The organism is Mesorhizobium sp. M1E.F.Ca.ET.063.01.1.1 (genome assembly GCF_003998155.1).
Classification (GTDB): domain Bacteria; phylum Pseudomonadota; class Alphaproteobacteria; order Rhizobiales; family Rhizobiaceae; genus Mesorhizobium.
This window is the reverse complement of sequence record NZ_RZSC01000216.1, coordinates 1-8,486: the sequence shown is the minus strand read 5'-3', so window position 1 is coordinate 8,486 and position 8,486 is coordinate 1. Positions and strand designations below refer to the sequence as shown.

General features: G+C 63.8%; 9 protein-coding genes. All 9 read left to right on the top strand.

What is annotated here, in order from left to right; translation table 11 throughout:
• Nucleotides 1-836, top strand: an 836-nt coding sequence (locus EOA29_RS16900; protein WP_127221171.1) for a phosphoribulokinase, incomplete at its 5' end; no start/stop codon positions are given.
• A 10-nt stretch (nt 837-846) separates the two neighbouring features.
• Nucleotides 847-2,853, top strand: a complete 2,007-nt coding sequence (gene tkt / locus EOA29_RS16895) for a transketolase (protein WP_126092873.1) — start codon at nt 847-849, stop codon at nt 2,851-2,853.
• An 11-nt stretch (nt 2,854-2,864) separates the two neighbouring features.
• Nucleotides 2,865-3,944 (top strand): class II fructose-bisphosphate aldolase, encoded by a 1,080-nt coding sequence (gene fba / locus EOA29_RS16890; RefSeq protein ID WP_126092872.1) that lies wholly within the window; start codon nt 2,865-2,867, stop codon nt 3,942-3,944.
• A gap of 34 nt (nt 3,945-3,978) precedes the next feature.
• The gene (locus EOA29_RS16885; RefSeq protein WP_127221170.1) at nt 3,979-5,439 is read left to right on the top strand and encodes a form I ribulose bisphosphate carboxylase large subunit; all 1,461 of its coding nucleotides are present in this window, start codon (nt 3,979-3,981) and stop codon (nt 5,437-5,439) included.
• 11 nt (nt 5,440-5,450) lie between these two features.
• The gene (locus tag EOA29_RS16880; RefSeq protein WP_127221169.1) at nt 5,451-5,870 is read left to right on the top strand and encodes a ribulose bisphosphate carboxylase small subunit; all 420 of its coding nucleotides are present in this window, start codon (nt 5,451-5,453) and stop codon (nt 5,868-5,870) included.
• Nucleotides 5,871-5,909: 39 nt separating this feature from the next.
• Entirely contained in the window at nt 5,910-6,833 is a 924-nt protein-coding gene (gene cbbX, locus EOA29_RS16875) for a CbbX protein (RefSeq protein WP_127221172.1), read from the top strand.
• On the top strand, nt 6,830-7,516 hold the full coding sequence (gene rpe, locus EOA29_RS16870) for a ribulose-phosphate 3-epimerase (RefSeq protein ID WP_127221168.1): 687 nt from the start codon (nt 6,830-6,832) through the stop codon (nt 7,514-7,516). The genes cbbX and rpe overlap by 4 nt, the downstream gene beginning before the upstream one ends.
• 21 nt (nt 7,517-7,537) lie before the next feature.
• Nucleotides 7,538-8,095: a thioredoxin family protein gene (locus tag EOA29_RS16865; RefSeq protein WP_127221167.1), complete on the top strand. Its 558-nt coding sequence runs from the start codon at nt 7,538-7,540 to the stop codon at nt 8,093-8,095.
• Nucleotides 8,092-8,486: HAD hydrolase-like protein (locus EOA29_RS16860; protein ID WP_148669384.1), on the top strand; the 395-nt coding region annotated here is incomplete at its 3' end. The genes EOA29_RS16865 and EOA29_RS16860, both read left to right, overlap by 4 nt.

Genomic DNA, 8,486 nt, shown 5'->3' with positions numbered 1-8,486 from the left:
CGTCGGGCGCGGGCACAACCTCGGTCAAGCGCATCTTCGAGCTGATCTTCCGGCGCGAGAACATCGAGGCTGCCTTCATCGAAGGCGACGCCTTTCATCGCTACGACCGCGCGGCGATGAAGGTGGAGGTCGCCAAGCAGGAAAAGGCAGGCAACCCGAACTTCACCCACTTCCATGCCGAGGCCAACGAGCTCGGGATCCTCGAGGGGGTTTTCGAGGAATATGGCCGCCGAGGGACCGGAAGGACCCGCACCTACGTCCATGACGAGGACGAGGAGAAGCTGTACGGCACGCCGCCGGGGAATTTCACCGATTGGCGCGAATTCGCCCCGAGCGACCTACTCTTCTACGAAGGCCTGCATGGCTGCGTCGTCACCGACAAGATCGACCTGGCCAGGCATGCGGATCTCAAGATCGGCGTGGTGCCGGTCATAAATCTCGAATGGATCCAGAAGATCCATCGCGACCGCGCCACGCGCGGCTATTCCACCGAGGCGGTGATGGATGTGATCCTGCGCCGCATGCCGGACTATGTCCGCTACATCGTCCCGCAATTCTCGCAGACCGCGATCAACTTCCAGCGCGTGCCGATCGTCGACACGTCCAACCCGTTCATCGCGCGCTGGATTCCGACCCCCGACGAATCGATGCTGGTCATCCGCTTCGCCAATCCTCGCGGCATCGATTTCCCCTACCTGCTTTCAATGATCCACGACTCCTTCATGTCGCGGCCGAATTCCATAGTGGTGCCGGGCAACAAGCTCGACCTTGCCATGCAGCTGATCCTGACGCCGCTCATCCTGCAATTGATCGAACGCAAGAAACGTGTGTCGTGAGGAGGACGCCATGACCAGCCTGGCAGCATTGAAGTCCGTCGCCGCCTCTGCCTCCGAGCGCGACATGGCGAACGCCATCCGCGCGCTGGCGATGGACAGCGTGCAGAAGGCCAACTCCGGACATCCGGGCATGCCGATGGGCATGGCCGATGTCGCGACGGTGCTGGTCAGCCGCTTCATCAATATCGACCCGACAGCGCCGGACTGGCCCGATCGCGACCGCTTCGTGCTTTCAGCCGGGCATGGCTCGATGCTGCAATATGCGCTGCATTACCTGCTCGGCTACGAGGACATGCCGATCGAGGAGTTGCAGCGGTTCCGTCAACTGGGCAGCCGTACCGCCGGACATCCGGAGCACGGCCACGCGCTTGGCATCGAGACGACGACCGGTCCGCTCGGACAAGGCATTTCGACCGCTGTCGGCATGGCGCTGGCCGAACGCATGCTTGCCGCCCGCCACGGCGCGGATCTCGTCGACCACTACACCTACGCGATCGCCGGCGACGGCTGCCTGCAGGAAGGCATCAGCCACGAGGCGATCGACCTCGCAGGTCACCTGAAGCTGTCCCGGCTGATCGTGCTGTGGGACGACAACGCCATCTCCATCGACGGACCGACCTCGCTGTCGACGTCGATGGATCAGCCGGCGCGGTTCAAAGCCGCCGGCTGGCATGTCCAGTCGGTGGACGGCCACGACATGGAAGCCGTCGCCGCGGCAATCGAGGCCGCACGGCAGTCGGATCGGCCATCGCTGATCGCCTGCCGCACGGTAATCGGCAAGGGCGCGCCCAATCTGGGCGGTTCGGAAAAGACGCATGGCGCGCCGCTGGGCGATGCGGAGATTGCCGCGACGCGAGAAAACATCGGCTGGGCCTACGCACCGTTCGAGGTGCCGGACGACATCCTTTCCGCCTGGCGCGAGATTGCCGAGCGCGGGCAAGCGGCGCGGCGCGCCTGGGAGCAGCGGCTTGCCGCCTCGCCGCGGCGCAAGGCCTTCGAGCGTGCGATCGGCGGCAAATTGCCCGATGCGGTATTCGAGGCTCTTGCCGCCTTCCGCGAGGAACATGTCGAGAAGGCGACCAAGGTCGCAACGCGCAAGGCCTCCGAGATGGCGCTTGCCGCGATCAACGGCGCAACCGAGCTGACGGTTGGCGGCTCCGCCGATCTCACGCATTCGAACCTGACGATCACCAAAGGCATGGATCGCATCGTGCCGGGTGGCTATGGGGGCCGCTACGTTCACTACGGCATCCGCGAGCACGGCATGGCCGCGGCCATGAACGGCATCGCGCTGCATGGCGGGTTCGTACCCTATGGCGGCACGTTCCTGTGCTTCGCCGACTATGCTCGCGGCGCGATGCGGCTCTCGGCGCTCATGAGCCGGCGCGTCGTCTATGTGATGACGCACGATTCGATCGGCCTCGGCGAGGACGGACCGACCCACCAGCCGATCGAGCATCTGGCGATGCTGCGGGCGACACCGAACCTCAACGTCTTCCGTCCGGCCGACATCATCGAAACCGCGGAATGCTGGGAACTGGCGCTGAAGAGCGAAACGCGGCCGAGCGTGCTGGTGCTCTCGCGCCAAAACCTGCCGATGCTGCGCCAGGCACGCAGCGACGAGAACCGGTCCAGCCGCGGCGCTTACGTCTTGCGCGAGCCGTCCGCGCACCGTGCAGTGACGCTGATCGCCACGGGTTCCGAGGTCGAGATCGCCGTTGCCGCCGCCGAACGGCTCGAACGGGAGCACGGCATCGCCCCCGCCGTCGTCTCGATGCCGTGCTGGGAACTGTTCGAGGAACAGGATGCGGACTACCGCAAGTCCGTCCTCGGCTCCGCGCCGCGCGTCGCGGTCGAAGCCGCCGCCCGGCTCGGCTGGGACCGCTGGATCGGCGAGACGGGCGCTTTTGTCGGCATGACCGGCTTCGGCGCAAGCGCCCCTGCTCCGGATCTCTACAAGCATTTCGACATCACGCCCGAAGCCGTCGCCGCAGCGGCGATGAAGCTCATCATCTAGGAGGACCGACAATGGCCCGCATCACCCTTCGCCAGCTTCTCGACCATGCCGCCGAGCACGGCTACGGCGTGCCGGCATTCAACATCAACAACATGGAACAGGGCCTCGCCATCATGGAGGCGGCGAGCGCTTGCGACGCGCCTGTGATCATCCAGGCCTCGCGCGGCGCCCGCTCCTATGCCAACGACATCATGCTCGCCAGGATGATGGAGGCGCTGACCGAGATCCATCCGGCCATTCCGCTGTGCATCCATCAGGATCACGGCAACAACGAAGCCACCTGCCTTTCGGCGATCCGCCACGGCTTCACCTCGGTGATGATGGACGGATCGTTGATGGCGGACGCCAAGACCCCGGCGACATACGACTATAACGTCGCCATCACCGAACGCGTCGCGCGCATGGCGCATTGGGTCGGCGCTTCCGTCGAAGGCGAGCTCGGCGTGCTCGGCTCGCTGGAAACCGGCCAGGGCGAGGCCGAGGACGGTCACGGCGCAGAGGGCGCACTATCGCACGACCAGCTCTTGACCGATCCCGATCAGGCGGTCGACTTCGTGACCGCCACCCGCGTCGATGCGCTGGCGATCGCCTGCGGCACCTCCCACGGCGCCTACAAGTTCACGCGCAAGCCGGACGGCGACATCCTGGCCATGCAGGTGATCGAGGCGATCCACGAGAAGCTGCCGAACACGCATCTGGTCATGCACGGTTCGTCCTCCGTGCCGCAGGAACTGCAGGACATCATCAACAAGCACGGCGGCGAGATGCCCCAGACCTTCGGCGTTCCGGTCGAGGAGATCGAGCGCGGCATCCGCCACGGCGTGCGCAAAGTCAACATCGACACCGATTGCCGCATGGCCATGGCCGGGCAGTTCCGCCGCGTCGCGACGCAGGATCCGCGCGAATTCGATCCGCGCAAATTCCTGAAGCCCGCCATGGACGCCTTGCGCGACCTTTGCCGCGATCGTTTCGAACGCTTCGGTACCGCCGGCAACGCTTCGAAGATCAAGGTCATCGCCATGGACGAGATGGCGAAACGCTATGCCGCCGGAAAGCTCGACCCGCAAATCGCAACCGCCAAAGCCGCCTGAGCGGCGGTCCGCCAAAAAGGAAAGGACCAGCCTCATGCCCAACAAATCCGAAACCGTGACCGGTAAGGACCGCTACAAATCCGGTGTCATGGAATACAAGAAGATGGGCTATTGGGAGCCCGACTACGAGCCGAAGGATACCGACATAATCTCGGTGTTCAGGATCACGCCCCAGGACGGTGTCGACCCGATAGAGGCTGCCGCAGCCGTCGCCGGCGAATCCTCGACCGCAACCTGGACAGTGGTCTGGACCGACCGGTTGACGGCATCTGAAAAATACCGCGCCAAGGCTTATCGGGTCGACCCCGTGCCGAACGCGCCCGGACAGTATTTCGCCTATATCGCCTACGACCTCGACCTGTTCGAGCCGGGTTCGATCGCCAATCTATCGGCATCGATCATCGGCAACGTCTTCGGTTTCAAGCCGTTGAAGGCATTGCGGCTGGAGGACATGCGTTTCCCCGTCGCATATGTGAAGACCTTCCAGGGTCCGGCGACCGGCATCGTCGTCGAGCGCGAGCGCCTCGACAAGTTCGGCCGCCCGCTGCTCGGCGCCACCGTCAAGCCGAAGCTCGGCCTTTCCGGGCGCAATTACGGCCGCGTCGTCTACGAGTCGCTGAAAGGCGGGCTCGATTTCACCAAGGACGACGAGAACATCAACTCGCAGCCCTTCATGCATTGGCGTGAGCGTTTTCTCTACTGCATGGAGGCCGTCAACAAGGCGCAGGCCGAGACGGGCGAGATCAAGGGAACCTATCTCAACGTCACAGCGGCCACCATGGAGGACATGTACGAACGGGCCGACTTCGCCAAGGAACTCGGCTCCAACATCGTCATGATCGACCTCGTGATCGGCTACACGGCGATCCAGTCGATGGCGAAGTGGGCGCGCAGGAACGACATGATCCTGCACCTCCATCGCGCCGGCCATTCGACCTACACGCGGCAGAAGTCGCACGGCGTCTCCTTCCGCGTCATCGCCAAATGGATGCGGCTTGCCGGCGTCGACCACATCCATGCCGGCACCGTGGTCGGCAAGCTGGAAGGCGACCCGGCAACGACAAGGGGTTACTACGACATCTGCCGCGAGGACTATAACCCGATGAAGCTGGAGAACGGCATCTTCTTCGACCAGCACTGGGCCTCGCTCAACAAGCTGATGCCGGTGGCATCGGGCGGCATCCATGCCGGCCAGATGCATCAGCTCATCGACCTGCTCGGCGAGGACGTCGTGCTCCAGTTCGGCGGCGGCACCATCGGTCATCCGATGGGCATCGCCGCCGGCGCCACGGCCAATCGCGTTGCCCTCGAATGCATGATCCTCGCCCGCAACGAGGGCCGCGACTATGTGCGGGAAGGGCCGCAGATCCTGGAGAACGCGGCCAGGAACTGTCTGCCGCTGAAACAGGCGCTCGAGACCTGGAAGGATGTGACCTTCAACTATGCCTCGACCGACACGCCGGACTTTGTCCCGGTGGCAACGGCAGCCGAATAAGGAGAACAGTCATGCGTATCACCCAAGGGGCCTTTTCCTTCCTGCCCGACTTGACCGACGACCAGATCCGGGCACAGGTGCAATATTGCATAGACAACAAATGGGCCGTCAGCCTCGAGTTCACCGACGACCCGCACCCGCGCAACGTCTATTGGGACATGTGGGGTCACCCGATGTTCGACAATCCCGACGCGGCGGCGCTGATGATGGAGCTGAACGCATGCCGTAAGCTCTATGGCGACCGCTATATCCGCGTTGTCGCCTTCGATTCCTCGCATGGCTGGGAATCGGTGAAGCTCTCCTTCATCGTCAACCGTCCGGCCGAGGAACCCGGCTACCGGCTCGAGCGGCAGGAGGCCGCGGGCCGCATGATCCGCTACACCACCAAACCCTACGCTGCCGACAAGCCGGCTGGAACGAGGTACGGCTGATCATCGCGACAAGAGGAGAATGCCATGTCGGCGCCAGCCTTGGCCGAAACGGAAGCGCCTCAGAACGCGGTCCCGGCGGCGATCGATCTGCGTGAGGAATTCGAAACGTCCGGCGTCAAGGACATCCTGGCCGAGCTCGACCGAGAGTTGATCGGGCTCGCCCCGGTCAAAAGACGCATCCGCGAGACGGCCGCGCTCCTGCTGGTCGAGCGGGCCCGCCGCCGCATGGGCCTTGCGCATGAGACGCCGACGCTGCATATGAGCTTCACCGGCAATCCCGGCACCGGCAAGACCACCGTCGCGCTGCGAATGGCCGACCTGCTGCATCGGCTGGGCTACATCCGCAAGGGTCATCTGGTTTCGGTGACGCGCGACGACCTGGTCGGCCAGTATATCGGCCACACCGCGCCCAAGACCAAGGAGATCCTGAAGAAGGCGATGGGCGGGGTGCTGTTCATCGACGAGGCCTACTATCTCTACCGGCCGGAAAACGAGCGCGATTACGGCCAGGAGGCGATCGAGATCCTGCTGCAGGTGATGGAGAACCAGCGCGACGATCTCGTGGTCATCCTCGCCGGCTACGCACAGCGCATGGACCGCTTCTTCGAGAGCAATCCGGGATTCCGCTCACGCATAGCCCATCACATCGACTTTCCGGATTACACGGACGAGGAACTGCTCAGGATCGCCGAAAAGATGCTCGACCAGCAGAACTACCTGTTCGATGATGCGGCAACCCAGGCGATGATCGACTACATCGCACGTCGGCGCGGGCAGCCGCATTTCGCCAACGCCCGCTCGATCCGCAATGCGCTCGACCGGGCACGGCTGAGGCAGGCCAACCGCCTGTTCGAGAGCGCCAACGGACCGCTCGACGCAAAGGCGCTGTCGACGATCTCGGCCGAGGACATCACCGCCAGCCGGGTATTTTCGCTAAATCCCGGGGAAGGAGAAAGCAAATGACCGGAAAGACCATCATCGCCCCTTCCGTTCTGTCGTCCGATTTCTCGCGGCTCGGCGACGAGGTCGAAACGGTCGTGCGGGCAGGCGCCGACTGGATCCACCTCGACGTGATGGACGGGCATTTCGTGCCCAACATCACCTTCGGCCCGCCGGTGATCAAGACAATCCGCGATCGAACGGACAAGGTCTTCGATTGTCATCTGATGATCGCGCCGGCCGATCCCTATCTCGCTGCTTTCGCCGATGCCGGTTGCGACATCATTACGGTGCATGCCGAGGCCGGGCCACATCTCGACCGTTCGCTCCAAGCGATCAGGAGCCTCGGCAAGAAAGCCGGAGTGTCGCTCAATCCGTCGACGCCGGAGAGCGTCATCGAATATGTTCTCGACCGGCTCGATCTGGTGCTTTTGATGACGGTCAATCCGGGTTTCGGCGGCCAGGCCTTCATTCCGGCGGTCATCGACAAGGTCAGGCGGGTCAAGGCACTCGTCGGCCGACGTCCGATCGACATCGAGATCGACGGCGGCGTCACGCCCGAGACAGCTCCTCTGGTTACCGCGGCCGGCGCCAATGTGCTCGTCGCCGGCTCGGCCATCTTCAAGGGCGGCACGGAGGCTGCCTATCGCGCCAATATCGATGCGATCAGACAGGCGGCCGACGGAGCGATGCGAAAAGCCGCGTGAACTGTTTCGTCGGAGGGTGACATGGCGGCAATCCCACCCGTTTGCGATTTCGGCTGGCAAGCCGTCGATGCCGTTTTGCCCGGCGTCGACGGCAAGTCGCACTCGATCTTCGGCCAGGCCGGTCCCAACGGTCTGGTCGTTGCCTTCATCTGCAATCACTGCCCCTATGTGAAGGCGGTGATTTCGCGCATCGTGCGTGACGCTGACGATCTCAAGGTCGAAGGCATCGGCTTTGTCGCGATCAACTCCAATGACGCGGAGGCCTATCCGGAGGATTCCTTCGACAACATGAAGCTCTTCGCCGGGGCGAACGGCTTCAGCTTCCCCTACCTCCACGACGAGGACCAGGCAGTGGCGCGCGCCTATGGAGCCGTATGCACCCCGGATTTCTTCGGCCTCAACAGCGAGCTGACGCTGCAATATCGCGGCCGGCTCGACGCATCGCGACGGGACGCCGGACCGCCCGGGCTGAGGCGCGATCTGTTCGAGGCGATGAAGCAGGTTGCCCGAACCGGCGACGGACCGCTTGACCAGATCGCTTCGATCGGCTGCTCGATCAAATGGAAGGAGGCCGCATGAATGTCGGCGCAAGCAGGCCGTTTCGGTCTCCGAGGGCGATCCTGTTCGATCTTGACGGCACGCTGATCGATTCGGCGCCCGATATTGCGGCGGCCGTCAACGAACTGCTGGCCGGCAGCGACCTGCCGCCGCTCAGCGTGGATCAGGTCAAGGCCATGATCGGTGGCGGCGTGAAAAAGTTGGTCGAACGGGCTTTCGCGGCATCCGGAGCCCCACTTCTCGCCAGCGCGCTCGAAGAGGCCAACCGCGCCATGGCGCCAATCTACCGCAGACATCTGACCGGCTTGACGAAGCTGATGCCTGGCGTCAGGGAGATTCTCACGCACTTCCACCTGAACGGCACAGCCATGGGCGTCGCCAATTGCGGCTTGTTGGTGGCGACGCCCATGGC

Excerpts from the sequence above, each read along its gene's own strand:
- fba (WP_126092872.1), top strand. The coding sequence starts at position 2,865 with ATGGCCCGCATCACCCTTCGCCAGCTTCTCGACCATGCCGCCGAGCAC.
- rpe (WP_127221168.1), top strand. The coding sequence starts at position 6,830 with ATGACCGGAAAGACCATCATCGCCCCTTCCGTTCTGTCGTCCGATTTC.
- EOA29_RS16880 (WP_127221169.1), top strand. The coding sequence starts at position 5,451 with ATGCGTATCACCCAAGGGGCCTTTTCCTTCCTGCCCGACTTGACCGAC.
- EOA29_RS16865 (WP_127221167.1), top strand. The coding sequence starts at position 7,538 with ATGGCGGCAATCCCACCCGTTTGCGATTTCGGCTGGCAAGCCGTCGAT.
- EOA29_RS16885 (WP_127221170.1), top strand. The coding sequence starts at position 3,979 with ATGCCCAACAAATCCGAAACCGTGACCGGTAAGGACCGCTACAAATCC.
- tkt (WP_126092873.1), top strand. The coding sequence starts at position 847 with ATGACCAGCCTGGCAGCATTGAAGTCCGTCGCCGCCTCTGCCTCCGAG.